General features: G+C 69.5%; 18 protein-coding genes. 8 read left to right on the top strand and 10 right to left on the bottom strand.

The annotated features are described in order from the left end of the window. Positions 1-1,410 precede the first annotated feature (1,410 nt). On the top strand, positions 1,411-2,895 hold the full coding sequence (locus tag WMF22_RS39120) for a sigma-70 family RNA polymerase sigma factor (protein WP_437295044.1): 1,485 nt from the start codon (positions 1,411-1,413) through the stop codon (positions 2,893-2,895). Positions 2,896-3,058: 163 nt separating this feature from the next. Here the strand turns inward: WMF22_RS39120 and dacB are convergent, their stop codons facing one another. Further along, positions 3,059-4,633 carry a D-alanyl-D-alanine carboxypeptidase/D-alanyl-D-alanine endopeptidase gene (dacB, locus tag WMF22_RS39115; protein WP_438033048.1) on the bottom strand — a complete coding sequence of 525 codons (1,575 nt, stop codon included), beginning with the start codon at positions 4,631-4,633 and terminating at the stop codon, positions 3,059-3,061. 177 nt (positions 4,634-4,810) lie between these two features. On the opposite strand from dacB, the gene WMF22_RS39110 reads away from it, so the two are divergent. Continuing rightward, positions 4,811-5,344, top strand: a complete 534-nt coding sequence (locus WMF22_RS39110) for a hypothetical protein (protein ID WP_437295042.1) — start codon at positions 4,811-4,813, stop codon at positions 5,342-5,344. Beyond that, positions 5,341-5,823 carry a hypothetical protein gene (locus WMF22_RS39105; protein ID WP_438033047.1) on the top strand — a complete coding sequence of 161 codons (483 nt, stop codon included), beginning with the start codon at positions 5,341-5,343 and terminating at the stop codon, positions 5,821-5,823. Before WMF22_RS39110 ends, WMF22_RS39105 begins: the two co-directional genes overlap by 4 nt. 58 nt (positions 5,824-5,881) lie before the next feature. Here WMF22_RS39105 and WMF22_RS39100 read toward each other — a convergent pair whose 3' ends face one another. Continuing rightward, positions 5,882-6,781 carry a fumarylacetoacetate hydrolase family protein gene (locus tag WMF22_RS39100; protein WP_437295040.1) on the bottom strand — a complete coding sequence of 300 codons (900 nt, stop codon included), beginning with the start codon at positions 6,779-6,781 and terminating at the stop codon, positions 5,882-5,884. 460 nt (positions 6,782-7,241) lie between these two features. Here WMF22_RS39100 and WMF22_RS39095 point away from each other — a divergent pair, with 460 nt between their 5' ends. Further along, complete coding sequence (locus WMF22_RS39095; protein WP_437295039.1) at positions 7,242-8,927, top strand: CTP synthase; 1,686 nt, start codon at positions 7,242-7,244, stop codon at positions 8,925-8,927. A gap of 176 nt (positions 8,928-9,103) precedes the next feature. Here WMF22_RS39095 and WMF22_RS39090 read toward each other — a convergent pair whose 3' ends face one another. Together WMF22_RS39090 and WMF22_RS39085 are read right to left on the bottom strand one after the other, a co-directional pair. Further along, positions 9,104-10,066 (bottom strand): acyl-CoA desaturase, encoded by a 963-nt coding sequence (locus tag WMF22_RS39090; RefSeq protein WP_437295038.1) that lies wholly within the window; start codon positions 10,064-10,066, stop codon positions 9,104-9,106. A gap of 130 nt (positions 10,067-10,196) precedes the next feature. Further along, positions 10,197-11,186 (bottom strand): diacylglycerol kinase family protein, encoded by a 990-nt coding sequence (locus WMF22_RS39085; protein ID WP_437295037.1) that lies wholly within the window; start codon positions 11,184-11,186, stop codon positions 10,197-10,199. 95 nt (positions 11,187-11,281) lie between these two features. On the opposite strand from WMF22_RS39085, the gene WMF22_RS39080 reads away from it, so the two are divergent. Continuing rightward, positions 11,282-12,604, top strand: a complete 1,323-nt coding sequence (locus WMF22_RS39080; RefSeq protein WP_438033046.1) for a hypothetical protein — start codon at positions 11,282-11,284, stop codon at positions 12,602-12,604. Positions 12,605-12,628: 24 nt separating this feature from the next. Here the strand turns inward: WMF22_RS39080 and WMF22_RS39075 are convergent, their stop codons facing one another. The 3 genes from WMF22_RS39075 to WMF22_RS39065 form a co-directional block, all read right to left on the bottom strand. Next, complete coding sequence (locus WMF22_RS39075; protein ID WP_437295035.1) at positions 12,629-14,644, bottom strand: DUF6029 family protein; 2,016 nt, start codon at positions 14,642-14,644, stop codon at positions 12,629-12,631. A gap of 88 nt (positions 14,645-14,732) precedes the next feature. After that, positions 14,733-15,257, bottom strand: coding sequence for a TlpA disulfide reductase family protein (locus WMF22_RS39070; RefSeq protein WP_437295034.1), 525 nt, complete (start codon positions 15,255-15,257; stop codon positions 14,733-14,735). A gap of 147 nt (positions 15,258-15,404) precedes the next feature. Then, on the bottom strand, positions 15,405-15,932 hold the full coding sequence (locus tag WMF22_RS39065) for a TlpA disulfide reductase family protein (RefSeq protein ID WP_437295033.1): 528 nt from the start codon (positions 15,930-15,932) through the stop codon (positions 15,405-15,407). A 407-nt stretch (positions 15,933-16,339) separates the two neighbouring features. Here WMF22_RS39065 and WMF22_RS39060 point away from each other — a divergent pair, with 407 nt between their 5' ends. The 3 genes from WMF22_RS39060 to WMF22_RS39050 all read left to right on the top strand — a co-directional run bounded on the left by WMF22_RS39060 (position 16,340) and on the right by WMF22_RS39050 (position 20,980). Continuing rightward, on the top strand, positions 16,340-17,575 hold the full coding sequence (locus WMF22_RS39060) for a hypothetical protein (protein WP_438033045.1): 1,236 nt from the start codon (positions 16,340-16,342) through the stop codon (positions 17,573-17,575). Positions 17,576-17,701: 126 nt separating this feature from the next. Beyond that, on the top strand, positions 17,702-18,802 hold the full coding sequence (locus WMF22_RS39055; RefSeq protein ID WP_437295031.1) for a P-loop NTPase: 1,101 nt from the start codon (positions 17,702-17,704) through the stop codon (positions 18,800-18,802). A gap of 126 nt (positions 18,803-18,928) precedes the next feature. Beyond that, positions 18,929-20,980: a S1 RNA-binding domain-containing protein gene (locus WMF22_RS39050; protein ID WP_437295030.1), complete on the top strand. Its 2,052-nt coding sequence runs from the start codon at positions 18,929-18,931 to the stop codon at positions 20,978-20,980. A gap of 86 nt (positions 20,981-21,066) precedes the next feature. On the opposite strand, the gene WMF22_RS39045 is transcribed toward WMF22_RS39050, so the two are convergent. The 3 genes from WMF22_RS39045 to WMF22_RS39035 are packed head-to-tail and all read right to left on the bottom strand — an operon-like array spanning position 21,067 to position 24,310. Next, positions 21,067-22,299 carry an ABC transporter permease gene (locus WMF22_RS39045; protein WP_437295029.1) on the bottom strand — a complete coding sequence of 411 codons (1,233 nt, stop codon included), beginning with the start codon at positions 22,297-22,299 and terminating at the stop codon, positions 21,067-21,069. Further along, on the bottom strand, positions 22,296-23,516 hold the full coding sequence (locus WMF22_RS39040) for an ABC transporter permease (protein WP_438033044.1): 1,221 nt from the start codon (positions 23,514-23,516) through the stop codon (positions 22,296-22,298). Before WMF22_RS39040 ends, WMF22_RS39045 begins: the two co-directional genes overlap by 4 nt. Continuing rightward, positions 23,513-24,310, bottom strand: a complete 798-nt coding sequence (locus WMF22_RS39035) for an ABC transporter ATP-binding protein (protein ID WP_438033043.1) — start codon at positions 24,308-24,310, stop codon at positions 23,513-23,515. The genes WMF22_RS39040 and WMF22_RS39035 overlap by 4 nt, the downstream gene beginning before the upstream one ends. Position 24,311 lies beyond the last annotated feature (1 nt).

The raw sequence follows: 24,311 nt of genomic DNA, 5'->3' as shown, positions 1-24,311 counted from the left end.
GGTGGTCTTGAGCCCGCCGCTCGACCACCCCGATGCGGAACAGTCGGAATTGGCCAAGGTCGCTTCCCTTTCCTCGGCAGTTCCCGATTGTCCTAGTATTTCATATATTTGAATCGCTTCCGCTGCGAACAATCCCTTGGGTTGCATCGCAGACGTAGCGTTCGGGTGCATCCCTCGGGCGGGGACGTGCGGCTGACGTCGCTGACGCTGATCAGCGTCAGCGGTGTGAGGCAATTAGGCACCGAGCAAATGCGCAGCGTGCATTTCGTGCGCACCTGCTATGCACCACCGATGGCACCCTATGATCGCGCGATCAGGGTAAAATCCGACCCAGCTCGTCCGTTGGCGACTGGCCGACCGTTCGTTGTTTCTACAAGGAGCTCCGCATCCCCAGCCGAGGGTTGATCGACCTAAGGCGTGCTCCAGGTCCCCTCCCCGGGGACAGACCTAGCGATAAATTCCGCTGAAGCTAAACAATTGGCCGGAATTTCTAACTTTCCAGGCGGTCTGTCGCGAAAAATAACCTTCTCCGCCTTCGTCCGTCGGGTGAGGGCTCGACATTGCCATCGGGAGGCCCAGGTTCAGGAAACATCGAAGCTCACTGAGAGGACGACCTCAGCGGCTAGGCGCGGGTTCCTACACGCTGGAAAAGACAGCGAAATTCCCTTGCCTGGGCCGTGAGGGCGGATCCACCGAACCGCGTAACGCTGGCGAGCTCGAGGTGTCCCCAAGGAGAACAGGTTGCCGATGTTGTTGCGTCCCCGAAAGCGTACCCAGCCATGCAGTTCGGCTCGGTCGCAGCGAAACGCCTCGCTCGACAGGACATGGACAGCGCCTTCCGCTCTACATAGCGCACCCCGGCCGAGCTCTCAAACAGGAGAAGCGGGAACGCACGCTAAAAAAGGCACTGTTTTTGCTTCTGGAGCTGGGCTGCTACCGGGGAGTGGCGCAGGAGCATCATTCTGCAAGAGCAGACCTGCCTCAGGTGAGAAGAGTTCGACCGGAATCAAAAGAAAGCACCAGCGGTTGCCAGTTTCAACAGGGGCTCCTTCGGTCAGCTCCTCCCCTCTGTTTGGCACGAAATCGTCTCGCCTGCCGTCAAAAGGTGGCGAGACATTTCAATCTCGCAAGGTCAGCCGTTTAGAAGTGAACGCCGACACAAAGACCAAGATGAGCACGTCGACCGCCCGCCGTCCAGAAACTGCGCGGAGAAACGCCAAGTCCTCTGCTGTAGGTGCCTCTGCGCGGCTCGCGGCATCCAAGAGCTCGCAGGGGGCCGAGACCGCATCGGCTCCCCGGCGGGAGGCATCGCAGACCACCGAGTTGGAGGTCTCCGAGGTCGAAGATTTCGGGGACAACCAGTCGCCGCGCTCGCACTTTCAAGGAGCTACCACCGTGGAGGGAGCCGCCATGAGGTCGACCAAGAGCAACGCCACTGTAGTGAAGGGCGACCCGCTCGCTCAGGGTGGGACGGCCACGCCGGAAATCGCAGCGCTCGGCCTTCTGGAAGACGACCAGACGGAGGAGACGGCTGTGCGACCCCGCCCGGCCGAGATCCTCGATGAGGAGCGGGCGCCCGACTTCATCGATCTGGACCTTGGGCCGCTCGATCGGCTGCCTCAGCCCGAGCGCGCGAGGAACCAGGATCGGGAGCTGAAGGATGTCGAGGACGGGGGCGGCGACTCGATGCTCGCCCGCTATTTCCGCGACATGGCGCTCCACCCTGTCATGGGGCCGGACGAGGAGCTCGACACCGCGCGGGCGGTCGAGCGCACGGAGGTGGAGCACTGGGTGGCTCTCCTCTCCTACCTGCCTGCGGCCGAGTACATCCTCACCGCGCTCGAGGAGGATGTCGCCAAGGCGGGTGAGGACGAGGTGAAGGCTCCGCAGATCGCGGAGATGCAGAAGCTCGTTCGCCTGGCGAAGAAGCAGAAGGGAAAGCTGCTCGCCGAGCAGGAGAAGCCGTGGACCCAGCTCTCCGAGGAGCTCGCTGCGGCTGTCCGCCTGCCTGACTCGGATCGCCTCTGGATGGCGCGTGCCTTCACCATCGCGCGCGATCTCGTGCGCGAGCCGGACTTCGAGGACGACGTGAGCGATCCCGAGGAGACCCGCCCCGCGCGGCCGAGGCTCCCGATGTCTGGCTCCTACCGGCGTTACCTCGATCGGGTCGAGCGATCCTTCCAGGCGCAGCACGACGCGAAGAACCGCTTCGTGAAGGCCAACCTGCGGCTCGTCGTGTCGATCGCGCGGCGCTACAACCGCGGGCGCCTGCCGCTCATCGATCTGATCCAGGAAGGCAACATCGGCCTGATGAAGGCGGTGGAGCGCTTCGACCACAGCCGTGGCTACCGCTTCTCGACGTACGCATCGTGGTGGATCAGGCACGCGATCAGCCGCGCCTTGGCCGACAAGGGCCGCGCGGTCCGCATCCCGGTCCACATGCTCGATACGTACAACCGCGTGGCGCGGGCGACGCAGGCGATCATCGCGCGCACGGGGCATGAGCCGACCATCGAGGAGCTCGAGAAGGAGACGGGGGTTCCGCGCGAGAAGCTCGACAAGGTGAAGGACTTCTACGCGGAGACGCCCTTCTCGCTCGATCGTCCGGTCGGTGACGAGGATGGACGCAAGTTCATCGACTTCCTCCAGGAGGAGAACGCGCTGTCGCCGTTCGATCACCTGGCCAACAGGAAGTGGAGCGACGAGGTCCGTCGTCTCCTGACCACGCTCACGCCGATCGAGTCGCGGATCATCCGCTGGCGCTTCGGCCTCGACGACGAGGACGAGCTCACGCTCAAGGAGATCGGCGACAAGTACAACCTGTCGCGCGAGCGCATCCGTCAGCTCCAGGAGCAGGCGCTCGGGAAGATCCGCAAGCAGATGCGCGACTACTGAGCGACGAGCTCAGCACGAGTCGGTGAAGCGGCCGCGCGGCGTCATGCTGCGCGGCCGCTTTGCGTGAGCCGCTCGAACACGCGGCTGCGTGGGGGCGCGCAGAGGTGAGCGGGGGCCGGAGCTCACCGCGGCCCAGCGGGCCGACACGAGACAACCCGCGCTTTCACGGCGTGCGTGCGTCCTTCCAGAGCTCGTCGGTGAGCGACTCGACGAAGTGGTCGATGGCCCTTCGTGCGGGGTCGATCTTCCCTGGGACGTCGGAGGCGAGCACGGCGAAGGCGATCGGGGAACGACCAGGGGGCGCGAGGATGTAGCCAGACAAGGCCACAACCGAGGCGAGCGTCCCCGTCTTGGCGCGGATGGCGCGCTCCTTCGACCACCCGCGGAAGCGGCTGCGCAAGGTGCCGTCGACGCCGCCGATGGCGAGCTGCGCGGTGAAATCTGCGCCGAGCGCGGGATCGAGGAGCGCGGCGCGCAGCAGCCGGACGATGGCCTCCGGCGATGCGCGAGCGGCGTCGAACAAGCCCGAGCCGTTCCTCAAGACGACGTCTTGTCCGAACGCATCGAGCTCCGTGAGGGTCTCGCCGACCACCTCCGCGGCGCCCTCGGCTGTGCCGGGGCGCCCGCGCTTCTCTGCGGCGAGCGTCTTGAAGATCGTCTCTGCGTAGAAGTTGTCGCTGTCCTTCCCGAGGGCGGAGAGGAGCTCGCCGAGCGGCGCCGAGCGGTGAGCCACGAGGAGCCGCTTCTGGCGCTCACCGCCGAGCCGCACCTCGCCGGAGACGTCGACGCCCACCTCCAGCAGCATCTCCTTGAGCGCGTACGCTACGACCAGGCGGGGATCGTCGACGCGCCTCGCCAGGCTCACCGCGCGGCCGCCCTCCGGGATGTGCCCGCTGAGGTGCGCGACGAGGCGCTGGCCGTTCGGCTCGAGCCGGACCCCGAGCTTCTCTGGTGTGCCGCGCTTCGCGGTGGTCACCGTGCCCTGGAGCACCGTGAAGCCTGGGGGATCGATGGCGACGGAGGCAGCCTGCCCTGCCTTCGATGGGCGCACCGTGAAGAGCAAGGCGTTCGCGTTCAGCGAGGCTGCCGCGACCGGGGCGCGGAAGGCCGCCCACTCCTCCGGCTGCTGTTCGAAGGCCGGAGGCACGTAGCGCGTGTCAAAGTAGCCCTGGTCGATCGCGATCGCCGCGACCTTCCGGACGCCGGACGCCCTCAGAGCGCGCGCCATCTCCCAGAGATCACGCGTCCTGAGGGAGGGATCGCCCGAACCCCGGAGCACGAGCTCGGCGACGGTCCCGTTCGACGCATCCCCGTAGAGGCCGGTCAGGTAGCGGTAGCTCGGCCCGAGCAGGCGAAGCGCGGCGGCCGCCGTGAAGAGCTTCGCGTTGGATGCGGGGTTGTACAGGCCGCGCTGATCGAAGGCCGCGAGCGTCGCGCCGCTGGCGACGTCGAGGGCGAGCACGCCGACCCGTCCCCCCAGGCGGCGCACGTCGGTAACGAGCGTCTCGACCTGCGCTCGAGCGCGCTCAGGGTCGATTTTTCGAGGTCCGTGCGACGCGAGGCGCGCTGGGGGCGCGCTCGGCGAGACTGGGGCGCCCTGGGTCGGCCTCGCTGTGGGGGTCGTGCGATCAGCGGGAGCGGCGCCGCTGTCGAGCGGCTGGGAGCCGCCGGGGCGGGCGAGGAGCGACGAGAGCACGAGCGCGACCGCGGAGACTGTACGGCGGGGATGTCGAGGCATGAGGCGTCTCCGCCTCTACACCGCCTCCACCGCGGACGCCTCCTCCGGTCGACCGGTCGTCGCAGCCCGGCGTCGCTCATCGGTGCGCGCGTGTGCGCTCGGGGTTGTCCTCGGAAAGGAGAGCTTGCTAGGGTGCGCGCAGACGCTCCTTCACGCTCTGTTCGAAGGGAGGACACCGTGTCCCAGCAGCATTCGACCCGCGCGCTCTTGCCGCTCCTCATCCTCGCGGCTGCAGCATGCTCCGGCGCCAAGCCCAAGCAGGCAGGGGAAGACTACAACTTCGATCAGGCACCGTCCGATGTTGCCGCGCCCGCCGAGACGGGGAGCTCGGGCGCCGAGGCGGGGAGCTCCGGCGCCGAGGCGGGCGCGTCGGCGGACAGCGGGGGCGGGCTCAACCCCGATCAGAAGAAGCAGATGGAGATCGCCCTGCGACGCGGAGGGGACAAGGCGGCGAACTGCGCCGAGGTCGTGTCCAACGCGCCGACGGGCGAGGGAGAGGTCAAGGTCGTGTTCGACGGCCAGAAGGGACGCGTGACCGACGTGCTGGTCGGGCCGCCCTTCGCAGGGACGCCCGCCGAATCCTGCGTGAAGCGCGCCTTCGTCGGAGAGATCGTGCTGCCGTTCGAGGGTGATCCGCTCGAGGTCCCGTACACCGTGAAGCTGCCGTCCAAGAAGTCGGGCGCGGGAGCCTCCGGAACGAAGACGCCATGAAGTTCGCCTCGATCGCCGTCGTCGCCGCGCTGGGGTTGGCCGCTGCCTCCGCCGGCGCGGAGGAGCCGGCGGCGCCTCCGCGGTACCCGCCGTCCTCGACACGCGTGAAGGTCATCGTCGGCGGGGTGGCCGTGACGGCGCTCGCCTACGGCGCCGCGTTCCTCGCCGCATCGTCATGGCCAGAGGTCCCCGGGGCGAGCGAGCTGAAGATCCCGATCGCCGGCCCATGGCTCGCGCTCGCCAAGAACGGCTGCGCCGCGGACGATCCGGACTGCGGAGCGACGCTGTACGTTCGCGGGGCGCTCACCGCCATCGGTGGGCTCGCGCAGCTCGCCGGTCTGGGCCTCGTCGGCGAAGGGATCTTCATGACCACGGAGGCGCGCTCGGCGCAGCCTTCGACCCCTGCGGCGCTGACGGTGCGGCCGGCCCCGGTGATCACCACGACCGGCATGGGCATCGGCGTCGTCGGCACGTTCTGAGCTACCGAGAACCGAGAACCGAGAACCGAGAACCGCGCGGTGAGGCGCCGACGCCGGCTCACCGGCGGCGCCAGGGCAACAGCGCGGGGCCGCAGACGGGCTTGCCGGTCATCCGTCCGATGCGCTCGATCATCAGCTCGACGCTGGCGCCGTACGGTACGCGCTGATCAGCGCTCCCACCGAGGACGCGGCCCGCGCCGATCACGTCGCCCGCGCGCAGCTCGACGTGGTTGCTGATGTACGCGACGGACTCCGCCAGCGAGAAGGTCCACTCGCCAACGCGCGAACAGGAACGCGCCTCGGCGTCGACGCGGACCTGGGTCCGCAGCGCCTCGACCGAGCTGAGCTCGTCGGGCGTGACGAGCACCGGGCCGAGCTGCGTTGCAAAGTCCTTCGCCTCCGACGGGGGGAGCCCGCGCACCAGCGACCGCGCCTCCAGGCCGCGCGCGGTCCAGTCGTTCAGCACGGTGTAGCCAGCGATCGCGCGCTCCACCTCCTCCGGGGTGGCGCGCCGCAGATCGTCGCCGAGGACCACCGCGAGGTTCAGCTCGTAGTCGGGCCTGTCCTCGAGCGGGGGGAAGGGGATCTCGGCAGCATGTCCAAGCAGCGCGCGGCTGTTGCCGAACCGGTACCAGGGGCGCTCGGCGCCGGGCGCGTAGGGGCCGAGCTGGATGTACGCCGCGCGGTCGGTGGCGCAGGGAGGCAACCACAAGATCGTGGCTGGGTGCAGATGCGCCGACGCGGGACGATCTCCGCTGAGCAGCCGATCATCCAGCGCGTGAAGGCCGGCGCAACGGAGCGCCACCACGCGCGTGTGAAAGTCCGATACGCCGCGGATGTCCGCGAGCCTCGTCCCGAAGTCGCGCTCCAGCTCCGCGACGTCGTAGAGCGCTCCGTCCCGTTCGAGCGCTACGATCGGGGTGGAGGTCGCGAGGTGGAGCACGTGCGCGATTCTCATGGCGTGACCAGGCCCGCCGGGAGCCGGCGGAGCGTACCATCCCGGTCCGCCGACGCTCTCAGGCCGGCGGAGCCCCCAGCGCGTGCGCCTGCGGCCGGCGGTCGGCGTCCGATCCCGAGGGACTCGACCCTTCTTGGGACATCGGATTGTCCTTTGCATTGACGCGCTGGGAGAGCGGCCTAGAATGCCGGCGGATTCAGAGCGGCATCACGTCGCGCAGGCTTGCCGTGGGTCCCTGCCGGTTGCAGATGGGCTCGTACGGTGGGTCAGGTTCTGTTGCCGGCGCGGGGTTCCCCGTCGCGGGGTTTCCTCCGGCTTCGGTCCTGCTGACGGGGCCGTGCGGCTTGTAAGCCGGGCAAGGTATTTGCCGTGGACAGCCGACCCTTGGCGGCGCTCACCTTGGAGCGCCGCTCGAGGGACTGGTTACAGGCGCGCACACGGCGCAGCGGAGCGATGGGTCATGAGCAAGCGGACCAAATTCGTCTTCGTCACAGGCGGAGTCGTATCGTCGATCGGCAAGGGACTGGCTGCGGCCTCAATCGGGGCGCTGATGGAGTCCCGTGGGTTGAAGGTCACCCACCTCAAGCTGGACCCGTACATCAATGTCGATCCCGGCACGATGTCCCCCTACCAGCACGGCGAGGTCTTCGTCACAGACGATGGAGCGGAGACCGATCTCGATCTCGGGCACTACGAGCGCTTCACGCTCGCCCGGATGAGCCGCCAGAACAACTTCACCACCGGCCGCGTCTACGAGGCGGTCATCTCGAAGGAGCGCCGCGGCGAGTACCTCGGGGCGACGGTGCAGGTGATCCCGCACGTCACGGACGAGATCAAGCTGCGCATCCGTTCTGCTGCGGATGGGGCCGACGTCGCGATTGTCGAGGTCGGCGGCACCGTGGGTGACATCGAGTCGCTTCCCTTCATCGAGGCGATCCGCCAGCTCAAGGTGGAGTCGGGCGCGCAGAACGCGATCTCGGTGCACGTCACGCTGGTGCCGTTCATCGCGACGGCGGGCGAGCTGAAGACGAAGCCCACCCAGCACTCGGTGAAGGAGATGCGCGAGATCGGCATTCAGCCGGACATCCTCCTCTGTCGCTGCGATCGGCCGCTCCCGCGCAGCATGAAGGAGAAGATCTCCCTCTTCTCGAACGTCGCCGTCGACTGCGTGATCGCGGCCGTCGACGTCGACTGCATCTACGAGCTCCCCCTCGTGCTCCACGCCGAGGGGATCGACGAGAAGATCACGGAGCTGCTCAACATCTGGGCGAGGCAGCCGGACCTGTCGCCGTGGCAGCGCATCGTCGAGCGATTCAAGAAGCCGTCCCGCGGCATCGTGAAGATCGGCGTCGTCGGCAAGTACGTGCACCTGCGCGACTCCTACAAGTCGCTGCACGAGGCGCTCGTCCACGGCGGGCTCCACAACGACGTGCGGGTCGAGCTCGAGTACATCGACTCCGAGCAGATCGAGGCGCGCGGCGCGGCCGAGCTGCTGTCGAACCTGGACGCCATCCTCGTGCCCGGCGGCTTCGGCGATCGCGGGACCGAGGGGAAGATCGAAGCCATCCGCTACGCGCGCGAGGAGAAGATCCCGTTCTTCGGGATCTGTCTCGGCATGCAGCTCGCGGTCGTCGAGTACGCGCGCCACGTCTGCGGCATGACGGGGGCCAACTCCGTGGAGTTCGATCGCAACGCGGCCGACCCGGTGATCGATCTGATGCCCGACCAGAAGGGGGTCGTCGAGAAGGGCGGGACGATGCGCCTCGGCGCGTACCCGTGCGTCCTGGACAAGGGCTCGATCGCCGCGGAGGCGTACGGGCAGACGAGCATCAGCGAGCGGCACCGGCATCGGTACGAGGTGTCGAACAAGTACCGCGAGGCGATGGTGCAGAAGGGGCTCGTGCTCTCCGGGACGTCGCCCGACCAGCGCCTCGTCGAGATGATCGAGCTGCGCGAGCACCCGTACTTCGTGGGCTGTCAGTTCCATCCCGAGTTCAAGAGCCGCCCCCATAGCGCGCACCCGCTCTTCGCGCGCTTCGTGCGCGCCGGTCTGGAGCGCCAACGCGAGCGCAACAAGGCCGAGAAGCCGAAGCCCGGCGATTCTGCCGCGGCCCACACCCAGCAAGCCGCCTCGTCCGTCAACTAGAGCGGGGTGCCCAGGTTCGTGCGCCACGGGCTCCGTCGAGGGGCTCTGGCCGCCGCATCGACGGCGAGACGGGCGGCGCTGCGATGGTCGTCGCGGGTTCTGTCGCGAGCTCTCGCGGACGAAGGCGGCCCTGCAGCCTCCGTCCGCAGATCATCGATGACGAACGCCGCGCGCGATCAGACGTCGCCGAGGCTCGGCCGGCCCAGCGGCGGGGGGTCAAGGGGCTCGGCGTTCGTGGCCCGAGGGGCGAGGAGCGGCGAACGCTCGCCGACCTCCTTGATCAGGTTCCGCTGCAGCACGTGCGCCGGCGCGGTCCTGAGCTCCCAGATCAGGCCGAGCTTCTCCATCGCGCGCAGGACGTAGAAGCTGACGTCGATCTCCCACCAGAAGAAGCCCTGGTTCGCGCTGCTCATGTAGTGGTGGTGGTTGTTGTGCCAGCCCTCGCCGAGGGTGATCAGCGCGAGCCAGAAGTTGTTGCGGCTCGTGTCGGTCGTCGCGTAGCGCCGCGAGCCGAACACGTGCGCGAGGGAGTTGATCGTGAACGTGCCGTGCATGAGCGCGCACGTCGACACGACATAGCCCCACAGGAACGCGTCGTAGCCGCCCACCGTGAGGAGCAGCGCCATCATGCCGATCGGCCCGATCGCGTGGTAGCGGTCCAGCCAGCGGAGCTCAGGGAAACCCGCGAAGTCGGGGATGCGCTTCAGGTCCAGCTCCTCGTGCTCGCGGCCGAGCCACCAACCCATGTGCGCGTACCAGAACCCCTTGCGGAGCGGGCTGTGGACGTCGCGCTCGGTGTCCGAGTACTTGTGGTGGACGCGGTGCGTCCCCCCCCACCACAGCGGGCCCTTCTGCGTGGCCGTGGTGCCGAGCAGCGCGAGCAGGAACTGCAGGCCGCGGCTGGTCTTGTAGCTGCGGTGCGAGAAGTACCGGTGGTAGACCGCCGTGATCGCGAACATCCGGACGAGGTAGGTCGCCGCGGCGAGCGCCGCGAGCTTCCATGTCGCACCTCGGACGATGGCGACAACGGTGCCGATGTGGATCGCAGCGATCCCCAGCACGTTGAAGATCTGGCCGAGGCTGGGGCCAGGTTTCGGTACGACGACCCGTGTAGGGCTCGATGCAGGCGCTTGCGTCATGGGTTCCAAGGTGGATGGAGCATCGAGCACGCCCGTCACTGGGGCTCACGACGCCGGTCATGATTCCGTCATGCGATGCAGCAGCCGGCTCGCCGACCGATCGGCGCAGGGCGTCGGCGAGCGCGCGATCTCAGCGGCGCGCGGAGAGGACGTCGATGGCTGGCCCGGCGGAGACCCGGATCTCGCTGGCTCGAAGGGGATCGCCGTCGAGGATGTAGGGGCCGTCCCCGAGCGAGGTCGCGCTGGCCTCGGCGCCGAACCGGACCGTGAAGTCTTGGACGAGGTCGTCGAAGTGGTCCGTGCCGCCGATCCGGCGGCCCGCGAGGACGAGCGGAGCGCGCGGCCCGAGCTCTCGAGGAGGCAGGGCGCTGGCGACGAGGTGAGGGCGATCGAGATCCTCCCCTGCCCGGTAGGTGACCAGCATGTGGATCCCGAGGTCACGCACTGCAGACGAGCAGATGAGCGACCAGGCGCGCGGGGCGAGCCGCCGCCCCCCCACGTCGATCGTGCAGGGCAGCGGGTCGAGGACGCGGCGCGCGTAGGCGCCGCCGTAGAAGGACTCGACGAACACCCGCGCCACGATGCGCGCAGCGGCGCCGTAGCCGTCGCCTCCGCGCTCGTAGTAGACATCGAAGAAGCTGGCCACGAGCCCGGTGCCGAAGATGAAGCCGATGCGCTCCTCGACGCCGCTGCGCGTCGTCGCGCGCACGCGCAGGGTGGGCCGGCGGACGGCGCTCGGGATGGCCGCGCCGCTCGGGAGGCCGCGAACCTCGCTGACCGTCCGCGCGAGGAGCACGGCCGGATCGCCGGTCATGCCCCAGTTCCGCGCGACGGTCGCCACGGTGCCGCCTGGCAGCAGGACAAGAGGCGGCAGCGAGCGCTCGCCGAAGGCGCGCGCGAGGGCCGTGACGCCGGCCATGAAGCTGCCGTCGCCGCCCGAGAGCGCGACGAGATCCGTGCCTCGCTGGGCGAGCCGCTCGCAGGCCTCCGCGAGCTCCGCGACGTTCGAGGTCGGGTGGAGCTCAGCCGCGCCAGCGCACGCGGCCGCCATGCGGTCGATGAGCGACGGCCTCGCCCGGTACCGGCGCGCCGTGGTGTTGACGATGACGTCGATACGCATGGTGCCGGAGCGTGACCGCCCTATAAAACGGATTCCCCGGGTGGTCGAGCCGAAGGGGCTTCGAACGCGAACTTCGGCGCGGTAAGAGGCGCGTCATGCGCCGCGTGCTCTCCCGGTCGATCCTCGCCGGCCTCCTCTCGTTCGCCGCCGTCACCGGCTGCGCGAGCTCGGCCTCCCTACGCGCAGCCGAGGCGGGCAGGTTCGACGAGCTGCGCCGCACGTTGAGCGACGAGCTCCGCCGCGGCACGCTGGACAGCGACGACGTACGAGCGATCGCCCGCGCGGTCGCGCAGGGGGAGATCGCGCGCGCGACGCCGCCATCGGGGGCCGATCGGCTGCGCGAGCTCCGGACGTGCGCGCGCGCGCTGGAGGACGCGCTCGCCGAGCGCGCCGCGGGCTCGGACGCGATCGCCACCACAGCGGCGATGATCCTCCTCGAGGCGGGGCTCACCGACCCGGAGCGCGTGAAGCGGTACGCGGGCGACGCGGCGGCGGGGCGATACCCCGGCAAGGACACGGCGCTCCGCGCGCTGGAGACGCGGGCGCTCGTCACAGCCGAGGACGGCGCGCTGCGCCGCTCGCGGATGCTCGACGGAGATCAGGAGGTTCGCGTCTCGGCGCTTCGCGCCGCCGCCGCCGCCGCGGACCCGAGCGATCGGGAAGCGCTGCTCGAGGCGGCGCGGCTCGATCCTTACCCGCTCGCGCGGACGCTGGCGATCCGCGCCGCCGGGGCCCTCGGCGGTCAGGACATCGTGCTGGCGCTGCGCGATGTCTGGACCCTCTCGGATGAAGCCGGGCGCGAGGCGATCGCCGAGGCGTGGGCGACGCCGCGCGCGCTGGAGGGCGGCGGGCGCGCGCAGCTGCGCTGGGTGATCTCCACCCAGCGCGGCGCGCCCGCGATCGCCGCCGCGCGCGCGCTGGTCCGCGCCGGAGGCGAGGGCGCCGGCGAAGCGATCTCCGTCCTCATCGGCTCCATCCGCTCCAGCCAGAGCCGGGATCGCGTCTACGCCATCCTCTCCGCGCCGCTCCAGGACCCGGCGGTGCGGTCTGCGCTCATCGAGGCGCAGGGCGATCCGGATGAGGCCGTGGTCTTCGCCGTCCATAGCCGCCACGTCGACGCCGCGCCGCGGGACGCCGCGGCGCGCGAGCGCTCCGCGGCCGTCGCCTGGCTGATGAAGCTCGCCGCGGGGACGTCGACGCGCGCGGTGCTCGCGCGGGGAGTCCTCGCACGTGCAGGGATCCGCGCGGTCGTGCCGCTGCTGGAGCGCGACGTCCGATCCCGCGAGATCCCGGTGCGCGAGGCGGCGGGGGCGGGCCTGGTCGCGCTCGGCGAGATCCCGCGCGCCGCATCGCTCCTCGCCGACGCAGAGCCCCGGGTCAGGACGTCGGTGGCCTGCGCCATCCTCGAGGCGTTCTGAGCGTTGCTGAGGTGGTCCGGTCGCTCAGAACCTGGAGACGAGCTCGAGCCGCGCCCCCTCGAACGGTGGGAAGAACCGGCACACGCCCGAAACGCAACGCAGGCCCCCGCGCCGCTGGCCCACGAAGAGCTGTACGGTATCGACGATACGGTCGAGCGTCGTCCTCCTCGACCCGGCCTTCCACTGCAGCCCCCCGTTGAAGAAATGGCAGAGCTCGGTGTCCTTGCCAGGTTCACACCCAGGCTGTGAGGTGTACTCGTAGCCGAACATCGCCGCGAGGTGGGGCGACCACTGGAGCGCGAGGTAGTTGTCCCCTTCGACCCAGGAAGATTCGAAGTTCTCTGGCCTGTAACGGCGACGGCTGTTGCCTTGCGCCTGGATCGAGAACGCGCCGGCGAGGTGCTTCACGACATCGTAGCGGACGTAGCCCTCGCTGTAGAAGACGTGGCCAGTGTCGGCTTCATCGGATTGCCGGACTCCAGCCCACGCACGCACGTGCGAGCGGCTGCCGTCGAAATCGATCTCGGTGCCTGCCGCAGTGTCCCAGGTGTCGGTCCTGTTCGTGTCGTCCGTCTTGCAATCATCGTTCGCCTGGCGCTCGGAGAAGCTCACGTAGCGACCGAGCCAGGCATAGATGGCGGCGCTCCGGGTGAAGCGGTAGTCGACGCGCCCGCGCCCGCCGGTCACGCAGACGTTGGGCGCTCCGATCGGCTCGACGTAGATGGGCTCCGCCGTCGGAGGCTGGTTGTACGCCACACCCTCGAACTCCGGCGCATTGAACCCCGGGTTCGACAGCGACGAGACGTCGATGTTGGCCGAGAGCGGGAAGAATCGCCGGTAATGCTTCCCTTCGATGGCGACGGCGAGCGGACCGCCACGCCCGTTCGCCGCCAGATAGACCGCATAGCCGGACACGTCTTTTGCCGGTATGTCATCACGGTCGAGATGACCGCCACGGAGCTGCTGACCGGCAACCTCGACGTAGACGTCCCCGCGCTCCGCGACGGACGGAATGCTCACCGAGCCGCTGAAGGTGCGGATCGTGTTGTGCTGCCGCGCAGGGGAGGCGCTGACGACATTGAACTCCGGGAATTTCCCGCCGCACAGGCGCAGCGCGACCTGAAGATCCGCGCCGCCTTCGTCCAGGCATCGATTGAACTCTTCGGTGTATGTCTTGCGCAGCAGCAGCGCGCCGTTCGCCGCGAGCTCCACGCCCTTCAGGCTTGCCTCCAGGCGTCCGCCGAGCACGGTGTCCTCCAGGTAGTTCGGCCGTGCCCCTTCGGTGACATCGCGGGTACGAGGGTTTCCCGCCGCATCCACGGTCGTCTCGCGCGTGACAAGGTCGTCGGCGCCAGGGAAGCCGAAGAAGAGCGGCGACCCGTCGCCATGGAGCCGCCTGCCGCTCGCATCATCGACGCGCAGCGGGTTCATCTGCCCGGCGAAGGCGGTGGCTTCGAGCCTGAATAGCTGGAAATCCTTGTCGAGCACGAGCCTGCCGCCCCTCACGGTCGTATCGATGGCGAGCTCGTCCATCTTCCGCACGCTGAAAACGAGGCCGCGTCCGAGTTGGGCGTAAAAGTCGCCTGCTGTCGCCTCGATGCCCGGCTGCGTGTAGGTGAGCCAGAGCTTCGCTGGATAGACCGTCGTCAAATAGCGGGAGTGAACCTCCCGCGCGGCGTCGTTCAGATCGAACGAGACCTCGTCGTTCAGGACCTTCTGTTGCAGCTCGAAGCTGGTCGCCGAGGGCCTGGCCAGGTAGAAAGAGGCGTTGAGCCGCGTTCCGAGCTGGAGGCGCCACCAGTTGAGCTGGGCGTCGAGCCGATCGACGATCTCACCGTAGTTGTCGTCGAGATGGCGGGAGGGATAGCGGCGATCGTCGTTGCGGTTGTCGAAGTGGTAGCTGACGGCCGCGGTGTTCACGACATCGAGCGAGATCGGTTCGCCGCCGACGTTCGGGAGATCGACCGCCGCCGCCGGCGAGGCCGCGAGGAAGAGCGTCGCTGTCAGGCAGGAACGGACGAGGCGGAGCGGGCTGCGCACCGCCCGATCTCTACCATGGACCTCGCCGCCGTGGAGCGAGCGAGCCGCCGATCGCGCCGACAAGGCGCGCCGGACGGCCGCCCCGGCGCTACAGGCCAAGCGCCTTCTCGACCTGCTCGGTGAGCGCCGCCTCGTCGCCGGGCTGGTACCCGCCGCGCTTGTGAAGAATCGAGCCGTCTCGGCCGATGAGCACGGAGAACGGAAGCTCGCGCTTCGGATTGTACCGGGCGGCCACGGTCGTCTCCTCGTCGAGGAGCACAGGGAAGATCATCTCCCTGTCGTGGACCGTGCTGCTCACCTGCGCCCGCGACTCCGGTCCGTCGAGCGACACGGCGAGCACGACGAACCCCTTGTCCCTGTGCTTCTTGTAGAGCTCGACGAGGTGGGGCATCTCCGCCAGGCACGGATCGCAGGTGGTCGACCAGAAGTCGATGAGCACCACGCTCTTGCCGGCATAGTCCGAGAGCCTGACCGTCTTGCCGTCGAGGGCGGGGAGCGAGAAATCCGGGGCCGGGCTCGCCGATGAGCCGCCGGAGGCAGCTCCGCACGAGGCGGCGGCGAGGCCGAGGACAATGAACGCCAGCGAGAGCGCGCAGCGGGTTTTTCGGTTCATTGGGTTTCCGTCGCGAAGGGGCCGGCCTGAGCGGCCGACCGGCATGAGGGCTCAACGTCGCGGGCGCCCTCTGTGGCGCCCTGGCAAATTCTCCCTACACGCGCGCGCCGACCGGTGGTTCGACGACGCGCCCACGGCGAAGCCCGTTCAGAGCTCGCCGTTCATGATCTTCTCAAAGGTCCGCCAGAAATTGCTGTTCTCCTCGGGCACGCCAGCGACGATCTCCATGATCGTCATGTCCTGCGTCCTGACGATCATGTTCGCCGGGAATGCGTCGGCCTGGAAAAGCGCGCCGAGCTTGTACGAAGGGTCGATCGCCGACGGGTACTGCACGTCGTACCGGGTCGTCCAGCGGTACAGGTCGTTCGGGACCGCCGCCTCGCCTGGGGTCCTTCCGTCTGCGAGCTGAACAAGGAACTCGCCGCCCTGGGGTTGATACTTCTTGTAGAGCCCGGGCAGGACGGACTCTGCCTCGATTTTGCAGGGGCCGCACCATACGGACGAGACGTCGATCAGCAGCACCTTCGGCTTCGGCTCTCCCGCGCCGTAAAGCGAGCCTTCCGGAAAGACCTCCGTCCCGGTCGGGTTGTAGAAATCGGCGAGCTGAATCGGCTGCATCGTGTCGTTGTGTTCGGCGGCGTTGGCGTACCCGACGAACTGATAGTTCGCGATCACCCGGTGGAGGCTCACCCCATACGGCCCAGCCGGATATCGAGCGTTCGCAGCTTGACCCGTCCCCTCGGGAAAAGGAGGAGCAGGAATGGGATCCTCTTCTGCGCAGCCGACGAGCCCTAGAGCCGCCACGACGAAAAGGCCCATCCCACCGAGAACCGCGTCGATTCGCATGATGCCACCGCCTGAAGTATGGTGTAGGAGTGCTCATTCTTCTGGGCGGCACGGGGGGCGTCAAGGGCAACCTTGGCGTCGCCGCTTCGCTCGGGAGCGCGTTTCCGCAATCTCCGGCCAGGCCCGCCGTGCCTGCCCCGATCCGCGGGTGTTTCCCGCGCTGAGGTCCTATGCAGCAGGTTGTCGCTTCTCACAGCGCCCGTCGGCCCCGTCTCCGTAGTATCCACGCCTTCCTGATGCTGTGCTGCCTGGCGAGCGGGGCGGCCATCGCGAGCGGCGCATGCTCGTCGGGTACGCCACAGGACAAATGCTTCGGGGGGGTCATCGTCGACGGCGTCTGCGAGGGCAAATGCAAGCCAGAGCTCTGCCTGGAGGGCAACACCTGCGTCGGCAACCGCTGCGTGCTCAGGTGCAGCAGCCACCGCGAATGTATTCCAGGCATCCAGGACTGCGCGCCGGCCGCGGAGGACGACACGAAGGCCGAGATCCTGGTCTGCACGCAGAAGGAGAAGATGGTGGGCTTCGGTGCGCCCTGTCCATTCGGCACCGAGTGCGGCCAGTTCGGGCGCTGCCCCGACGAGACGCCGTGCAACCCGACCCAATGCAACGGGAACCCAGGCGAGTGCCAGCGCGACACGGAGCGGTGCGGCGGCGACCCCGCCTGCTCCGCCGGCAAGTGCAGCGACGGCAGCGCCTGCGTCGTCCCGGCCTGCTCTCCCGACCAGTGCACCTCGCTCGGCCTGGAGTGCCTTGGCAAGGGGCAGGGCGACGCCGAGGCCTACTGCACGATGCCGCACTGCATGGGCGACGCGGACTGCCCCGGCGGCTTCGAGTGCGCCCTGTCCCGCGATCCTCACGCGATCTGCGGCACGGACAAGGGGGATGACGGCTTCTGCGGTGAGACCGACGAGGAGTGCATCGACCCGTCCACGTTCGGGGACGGCAACACCTATGTCGAGGGCCCGGTGTGCCTGCTGCGCAGCACCTGCGTCAAGCGCGCCCAGTGCGCGCCGTGCAGCACCGATTTCGACTGCTCGTTCGCCGCGGAGCAGCGCTGCGTCGCGATCGACGGCGAGCGCCGGTGCGCCAGGTCCTGCAGCGCGGACTCCGACTGCGACCTGGACTTCCGGTGCGACGAGGGCGCGTGCATCCCGCGGTTCGGCGCCTGCACCGGCAAGGGCAACTTCTGCGAGCCGTGCCGCAACGACACCGACTGCGGCGACGCGGACTCCACGATGGAGTGCACCACCACGCTGCGCGGCGAGCGGGCGTGCCTGGACGCGGCGCTCCCCATCCGGTGCACCGCGGAGAACGCGGCCGAGGTCTGCCCGAAGTCGCCCAGCGGGCTCGTCGGCGCGTGCGTGTGCGTCGAGCAGAACTCGAGCGGGGACTGCGTGGACTCGCGGTGCTACCTGCCGTCGCGCCAGCTCGATCGCGGCGACCCCGATTCCAAGGTCGCCACCTGCTGGTAACGGCGCCGGCCGGGCGCAGGAACGGCCTGTGTCGCGCCGCGCCCGGCCAGGCCAGAGCGAGCGCCCGCGGCGACGCCGCGCTCGCCGGTTGACGGGAATCCCGAGCAGTCCTAACTCCTTCGCCCCATGCCCATCACGAAGGACGCCGCGCTCGCCGCGCTGGCAAAGGTCATCGCGCCGGACCTCCAGCGCCCCATCACCGACCTCGGTCGCGTCCGGGAGCTCTCGGTCGAGGGCGAGGCCGTCTCGCTCACCGTCGAGCTGACCAGCTACTTCAAGCAGCGGCTCGCGACGGACATCGAGGCGGCTCTGAAGGGCGCCGGCGCGAAGGGCGTCCGGATCGCGTGGGACGTCGGCATCCCCACGCGCACCATCCTTCAGGACGACCCGTCCCCGGGCGTGCGGAACATCATCCTCGTGATGAGCGGCAAGGGCGGCGTCGGCAAGAGCACGGTCGCCGCGAACCTCACCCTGGCGCTCAGCCGCGAGGGGGCCAAGGTCGGCCTCCTCGACGCGGACATGTACGGGCCGAGCGTCCCGACCATGCTCGGCGTGATGGGCCGCCCGACGTCGGCCGATGGGCAGAAGTTCCTGCCGCTCGAGCGCTTCGGCGTGAAGCTCATGTCGATCGGCTTCCTGCTGGAAGATCCGAGATCGGCGGTCGTCTGGCGCGGGCCGATGCTCCAGAACGCCCTGATCCAGTTCATGCGCGACGTGGAATGGGGTGAGCTCGACTACCTCGTGCTGGATCTTCCGCCTGGTACCGGCGACATCGCGCTGACGATTTCCCAGAAGATGAGGACAACGGGCGCGATCGTCGTGACGACGCCGCAGGAGGTGGCCCTCCAGGACGTGTACAAATCGGTCTCGATGGCCCAGAAAGTCGGGATCGCCCTGCTCGGCGTGGTCGAGAACGAGAGCTACTTCGTGTGCGACGGGTGCAGCAAGCGGCACGAGCTCTTCGGGGCCGGCGGCGGGCAGAAGATCGCGGAGTTCGCCGAGGCGCCGCTGCTCGGCCAGATCCCGATGGATCCGGCCATCCGGGAGTGGGGCGACGCCGGCACGCCGGTCGTACAGGCTGCCCCGAGCAGCCCGATTGCGCGCGCTTTCGTGGATGTGGCGGAGCGGCTGGCCGGCCAGGTCAGCGCCCACAACCTCGCGAGCGGGGGCGGCCTCCGCATCGATCGGAGCGGGGGGACCAACAAGCACCTGCCCATCATGCGGTAGGCTCTCGCGTAAACGTCCCGGGTACGATATGGTTCCGGCCCCTTCCCCCATTCAACCGAGGGGGCCGCTGGAGAGAACGCGAGCACGTTTCGCCCCCATCGGCATGCGTTGTCGCGCGAGGCGCGGATGAATACCCACGAAAATACCACCACGCCGGCGGACGCGCCGGGAGCTCCGGCCGACCAGGGCGGCCCGCTCGAGTCGTCGAACGCTGCGCCCGAGCAAGCAGCCCAAGCCCATGAAGGGGGGTCCACCCCCCCGACCGAAGCGAGCCACGAGCCCGGCGAAGAAACGTCGCCGCAGGCGAGCTCGGCCCAGTCCGAGGCGACACCGGCCGCGGCGGCGAGCGCCGCCCCGGCGAGTGATGCCGACGACGAGTGGGAAGAGCAGCCGGGCGACGACATCGGCAACCGCGTTCCAGGCCTGCCGCGGGACGATATCGGCAACCGCAAGCCGGGGTTCTCGCCCGGCAGGCGGACCCCTCCGGCGGCCGCGAAGCCCGCGCCGGCCGCGAGGCCCGCGCCTGCCGCGAAGCCCGCGCCGGCCGGAGAGGCCGGTGCGGCCGCGCAGACCGAGGGTGGCGCTGGAAAGAAGCGCCGTCGCCGCCGTCGCCGCAAGGGCGCGGAGGAGGCCGGCCAGCCCGAGGGCGAGGCGGCCGACGCGGCCGAGGCCAGCGGCGCGGAGGCGGCCGACGCGGCAGAAGAAGAGGAAGGCGAGGAGGAGCAGGCGGCCGACGAGGCGGGCGGGCAGCCGCAGCCTGGTGGCGAGAAGCGCAAGCGGCGCAAGGGGCAGGGCGCGCCGCCGCCGCGCGAGCGCCCGGCCTTCAGCATCGGCGAGGAAGTGTTCGGCAAGGTCAGCAAGATCACCGACCACGCCATCTGGATCGACATCGCCGGGAAGGCGACGGGGCTGTTCGACCGCCGCGAGATCCTCGAGGAAGAGCCGCCCGTCGAGGGGGATCAGTTCATCGCGACGGTGGCGAGCACCGGCGTGCGCGGAGGCATGCTCCTCCTGTCGAGGGCGCCTGTGCAGCTCGATCAGGCGCGCGCGCGCGCCGAGGCTGCGCTCCAGAGCGGCGAGTCGATCGAGGGGTTCGTGACCGGGGCGGTGAAGGGCGGGCTCGAGGTCGATCTCGGCGGCCTCCGCGCCTTCGCGCCGGCGTCGCACGTCGATCTGCGCCACGGCGCCGACCTCAACTACCTCGTGGGCCAGCGGCTCGACTTCGGCGTGACCCAGTTCGCGAAGAAGGGGCGCGACATCGTCGTGTCCCGCCGCAAGATGCTCGAAGAGGAGAGCCGGAAGGCGCGCACCGAGGCGCTCACGTCGATCGAGCCCGGCTCGCTGCACAAGGGCATCGTGCGCAAGGTCGTCGCGTGGGGCGTGTTCGTCGCGCTCCCCGACGCCGGCGGGGTCGAGGGGCTGGTCCACATGAGCGAGGCGAGCCACGACCGCGGCGCCAAGCTGGCCGACCTGTTCAAGCCGGGCGCGGAGATCGACGTGAAGGTCCTCCGCGTCGACGACAAGGGCAAGCTCTGGCTGAGCCGCAAGGCCGCCACGGTCGACCCGTGGGACGCGGTGAAGGAGAAGTACGCGGTCGGCACGCGCCACAAGGGCAAGGTCGCTCGCCTGCAGCCGTTCGGCGCGTTCATCGAGCTCGAGCCGGGCATCGATGGGCTCATCCACACGGCCGACCTCTCGATGAAGCCGATCCAGCACCCGAACGAGGTCGTGAAGGTCGGCGACGATGTCGACGTCGTCGTCGCGACCTGCGACGCCGCGGGCCGGCGCATCGGGCTCCACCCTGCTCCGCCCGAGGGCGAGGAGAGCGAGCCGCGCCAGCGTGTTCAGCAGGGCAAGGCGGTGAAGGTGGCTGTCACGCAGGTGACCGAAGGGGGGCTCGTCGTCCGGGTGCTCGGCACCACGGGGCGAGCGGCTCGCGGCTTCATCCCGGCCGGCCACACCGGTACGCAGCGCGGCACCGACCTCCGGAAGGAGTTCCCCATCGGGACCCAGCTCGACGCGAAGATCATCGAGGTGGATCCGCGCCGGGGCGAGGCCAAGCTGTCGATCCGCGCCCTCAAGGAGGACGCCGAGAAGCAGGCGTACCAGCAGTACCGCGCGGGCGTCGCGCGCGAGGCCAAGTTCGGCACGTTCGCCGACCTGATGAAGAAGAGCTGATCCCGGGGAGGCGCGCGCCGCCCGTGCGGCGGCGCCTCCGCCTCCCTCCTCCGCCAGCCACCGCCCGCGGTCCGGCGCGCTTCGCGCTACTCGCGCCCCAGCGCGTTCACGGGATCCATGCGCGCGGCCCGCCGCGCCGGGAAGAACCCGAAGACGATCCCGATCGCCGTGCTCACCCCGAGCGCGACCGCGAGCGCGGCCGGCTCGAGCCTCATCGGCCAGCCGAACGCGCGCGAGAACCCGAGGATGACGCCGTACCCGAGCGCGCTGCCGACGACGCCGCCCAGCGTGGCGAGCACGAGCGCCTCGAGCAGGAACTGCAGCAGGATGTCGATCTCCCGGGCGCCGATGGCCATCCGGATGCCGATCTCCCGGGTGCGCTCGGTGACGCTGACCAGCATGATGTTCATGACGCCGATGCCGCCCACGACGAGCGACACCGCCGCGATGCTGATGAGCAGCGCCGAGAGCGCCGCGAAGATCGCGTCCTGCATGGCCTGGAACTCCGCCTGGCTCCGGACGGCGAAGTCGTCCTCGTCGTTCTCGCCGATGCGGTGCCGCTGGCGGAGGATCGCCTCGGCCTGCTGCCTGGCGCGCTCCGACGTCTCGGCCGACGTCGAGCTCAGCAAGATGGCGTGAACCTCCCCGGGCCGCGTGGCCATGACGTGCGACCGCATCGTGGTGATGGGCATCAGCACGATCTCGTCCTGGCTCTGCCCGAAGGGCGACGCCCCCTTCTCCTCCAGCACGCCGAGCACGCGGTACATCTGGCGGCCGATCCGCACCATCCGGCCGACCGGATCGAGCGATCCGAACAGATCGCGCGCGGTCTGGGCCCCGATCACGACGACCTTCTCGGAGAGGTTCTCCGAGGCGGGGCTCCACGGCTCTCCCTGCGCGACCTTCCAGCTCCGGATCTCGAAGTAGTTCAGGCGCGTCCCGACGAGCGTCGGGCTCGCGTTCTGGCCCTCGTGGATGACCTGGGCGCTCGACCTGAGGAACGGCGCGACGAGCCGGATGCTCGTCGACTCGCGCGCGAGCGCCTGGCCGTCGAGCTCCGAGAGCCTGGCGCCCGCGGTGCTGCGGACGCCCGAGGCGCGGGCGGATCGGGCGAAGACGATGAGCGAGTTGGAGCCGAGGTTCGAGATCTGCGCGTTGACGTTGGCGCGCGCGCCGCTCGCCAGCGCCGTGACGGTGACGACGGCCGCGACGCCGATCGTGATCCCCAGGATCGTGAGCCCGGCGCGGAGCTTGTTCCGGCGGACGGCGCGCAGCGCGATCACGACCGCGGAGAACACCCGGGTGAGCGTGGCGCTCATTCGTGCCTCAGGGCGGCGATGGGATCCTGACGGGCCGCGCGGCGGGCCGGGAAGAACCCGAAGACGATCCCGATCGTCGCGCTCGTCCCCACCGCGACGATGACCGCGCTGGCCGGCAACGTCATGTTCCAGCCGAGCGTCGCGGCGAGGGCCTTGATAACGCCGAGCCCCGCGCCGAGCCCGAGCACGCCCCCGATGAGCGACAGGGTGATGGCCTCGACGAGGAACTGGACGAGGATGTCTCCCTCGGAGGCGCCGATCGCCATGCGGATGCCGATCTCGCGCGTCCGCTCGGTGACGCTGACCAGCATGATGTTCATCACGCCGATCCCGCCGACGAGGAGCGACACCGCGGCGATCGAGGAGAGGAGCATCGTCAAGGTGTCCAGGATCCGCTCCTGGGACGCGCGGAACTCCGCCTGCGTGCGGATCACGAAGTTCGGCTCGCCGTCCGGCGCGATCTCGTGGCGCTGCCGGAGGATCCTGTCGATCTGCTCCACCGCGCGATCGACGGTCCGCTCGCTCGTGGCGGCGGCGACGAGCATCTGCACCCGGCCCGGCGCGCTCGGCACGATCCGCGATCGGAAGCTGCCGATCGGCATGAGCAGCCGGTCATCCTGGTCCTCGCCGAACGGCGATTGCCCCTTCTTCGCGAGCACCCCGATCACCCGGAACGGGTGCTTGCCGATCCGGATGTACCGGCCCACGGCCTCGCCCGAGCCGAACAGATTCTCCCGGACGGTCTCGCCGATCAGGCAGACCTTCGCCTTGAGCTGCTCGTCGGCCTCGGTCCAGCCCTCGCCCACCCCGACGCTGTACGAGAGGATCGAGAGGTAGCTCCGGGTCACGCCCATGACCTGGGTCGCGACGTTGGCCTCTCCGGCCACGACCTGCGTCGACGTCGAGCTGAACGGGCTCAGCGCGACCACGCTCGTCGACTCCTTCAGGATCGCGATCCCGTCGGCCTCCGACATCCTCGCGTTCTCGCGGCGCTTCAGCCCCGACGCCTGCGTCGACTGCGGGAAGATGTAGATCGAGCTCGCCCCCATGCCCGAGATCTCGCCCAGGACGCGGTTGCGTACGCCCGTCCCGAGCGCCACGACGATCACAACGGCCGAGACCCCGATCAGGATGCCGAGCACCGTCAGGGCGGCGCGGAGCTTCGAGCGGACAATGGCGCGCAGCGCGATCCGGACGGCGGCGAGGTAGCCGCTCATGGCGAGAGCTCGTCGCTCTCCGCCGCGGAGAGCGGCAGCGCGGCCAGCGCCGCGGCCGCGTCGACGGGGCGATCGTTCCTGAGATCGCTGCGGATCTCGCCGTCGCGCATCGTGATCACGCGGCTCGCGCACGCGGCGATGTCCGGCTCGTGCGTCACGAGGACGATCGTGATCCCGCCCCGGTTGAGCCGCTGCAGCAGCCCGAGCACCTCGTAGCTCGTGCGCGTGTCGAGGTTGCCCGTGGGCTCGTCGGCGAGGAGCAGCGGCGGCGAGGTGACGAGCGCCCGCGCGATGGCGACGCGCTGCTGCTGCCCGCCCGAGAGCTGGTTCGGCGTGTGGTGCAGGCGCTCTGCCAGCCCCACCGCGCCGAGCGCGTCGAGCGCCCGCTTGCGCCGCTCCGCCGCGCCGACGCCCCGGTAGACCAGCGGCAGCTCGACGTTCTCGAGCGCCGTGGTGCGCGGCAGCAGGTTGAAGCCCTGGAAGACGAACCCGATCAGGCGGTTCCTGACGATCGCGCGCGCGTCGTTGCTGCGCCGGGTGACGTCGAGGCCGTCGAGCCGGTACGTGCCGTGCGTCGGCCGGTCCAGGCACCCGATGATGTTCATCAGGGTGCTCTTGCCCGAGCCGCTCTGCCCGACGATCGCGACGAAATCGCCGTGCTGGATGGTCAGATCCACGTGCCGGAGCGCCCTCACGACGACGGCCTCGGTCGTGTAGTCCTTGCCGACGCTCGAGAGCTCGATGAGCGGCTCGTCTCGGGGCGCCGCGGCGACGTCTTGGCTCTGGGGCAGCATC

This window comes from Sorangium sp. So ce204 (assembly GCF_051526795.1).
GTDB classification, from domain to species: domain Bacteria; phylum Myxococcota_A; class Polyangia; order Polyangiales; family Polyangiaceae; genus Sorangium; species Sorangium cellulosum_B.
The sequence above is the reverse complement of the archived record's forward strand: the minus strand, read 5'-3'. Positions and strand labels throughout refer to the sequence as shown.

Excerpts from the sequence above, each read along its gene's own strand:
- WMF22_RS39120 (WP_437295044.1), top strand. The coding sequence starts at position 1,411 with ATGAGGTCGACCAAGAGCAACGCCACTGTAGTGAAGGGCGACCCGCTC.
- dacB (WP_438033048.1), bottom strand. The coding sequence starts at position 4,633 with ATGCCTCGACATCCCCGCCGTACAGTCTCCGCGGTCGCGCTCGTGCTC.
- WMF22_RS39105 (WP_438033047.1), top strand. The coding sequence starts at position 5,341 with ATGAAGTTCGCCTCGATCGCCGTCGTCGCCGCGCTGGGGTTGGCCGCT.
- WMF22_RS39100 (WP_437295040.1), bottom strand. The coding sequence starts at position 6,781 with ATGAGAATCGCGCACGTGCTCCACCTCGCGACCTCCACCCCGATCGTA.
- WMF22_RS39095 (WP_437295039.1), top strand. The coding sequence starts at position 7,242 with ATGAGCAAGCGGACCAAATTCGTCTTCGTCACAGGCGGAGTCGTATCG.
- WMF22_RS39090 (WP_437295038.1), bottom strand. The coding sequence starts at position 10,066 with ATGACGCAAGCGCCTGCATCGAGCCCTACACGGGTCGTCGTACCGAAA.
- WMF22_RS39085 (WP_437295037.1), bottom strand. The coding sequence starts at position 11,186 with ATGCGTATCGACGTCATCGTCAACACCACGGCGCGCCGGTACCGGGCG.
- WMF22_RS39080 (WP_438033046.1), top strand. The coding sequence starts at position 11,282 with ATGCGCCGCGTGCTCTCCCGGTCGATCCTCGCCGGCCTCCTCTCGTTC.
- WMF22_RS39070 (WP_437295034.1), bottom strand. The coding sequence starts at position 15,257 with ATGAACCGAAAAACCCGCTGCGCGCTCTCGCTGGCGTTCATTGTCCTC.
- WMF22_RS39060 (WP_438033045.1), top strand. The coding sequence starts at position 16,340 with ATGCTGTGCTGCCTGGCGAGCGGGGCGGCCATCGCGAGCGGCGCATGC.
- WMF22_RS39055 (WP_437295031.1), top strand. The coding sequence starts at position 17,702 with ATGCCCATCACGAAGGACGCCGCGCTCGCCGCGCTGGCAAAGGTCATC.
- WMF22_RS39050 (WP_437295030.1), top strand. The coding sequence starts at position 18,929 with ATGAATACCCACGAAAATACCACCACGCCGGCGGACGCGCCGGGAGCT.
- WMF22_RS39045 (WP_437295029.1), bottom strand. The coding sequence starts at position 22,299 with ATGAGCGCCACGCTCACCCGGGTGTTCTCCGCGGTCGTGATCGCGCTG.
- WMF22_RS39040 (WP_438033044.1), bottom strand. The coding sequence starts at position 23,516 with ATGAGCGGCTACCTCGCCGCCGTCCGGATCGCGCTGCGCGCCATTGTC.
- WMF22_RS39035 (WP_438033043.1), bottom strand. The coding sequence starts at position 24,310 with ATGCTGCCCCAGAGCCAAGACGTCGCCGCGGCGCCCCGAGACGAGCCG.